General features: G+C 54.5%; 1 pseudogene. It reads right to left on the reverse strand.

The features are described from left to right. Positions 1–241, reverse strand: a pseudogene (locus tag SU32_RS17010) (hypothetical protein); the annotation flags it as partial. Positions 242–407 lie beyond the last annotated feature (166 nt).

Below are 407 nucleotides of genomic sequence, written 5' to 3' on the forward strand. Positions count from 1 at the left end.
CAGCGTTTGAATGACCGCCAAACGCTTTGACCTGCGCCTCATAGACCAGCGCTTTGCGCATGAATTCCAGCGACGTGTATTTAGGCGGCGCTTTCTCTAACATCTGCTGCCAGAGTTCGATACTGTCTTCGCGGTTAAGTCGTTCTATTGCAGCTAGATCAACGGTACGCGATTTGCGGCGTGATCCCGTGGCCAAGTTGACGCCCACACAAATGTTGAGCTGTTCTTCCACCCCAAGCATCAAACCATCTCCGCAGCTGGCGCGTTCGATGCCTCAGTCTCGGCTACGCTGCTTTTGGTACCGACAATCGCATAGACCGTCTCTCCAGTTTTCTTCGCCTTCGTCCGTGAAACTTCAAAACCCTTTCTACGCAGGCCGCTGATCGCAGCGCGCACCGTATGCGCCT

This window comes from Ahrensia marina, assembly GCF_001293565.1.
Taxonomy (GTDB): Bacteria; Pseudomonadota; Alphaproteobacteria; order Rhizobiales; family Rhizobiaceae; genus Ahrensia; species Ahrensia marina.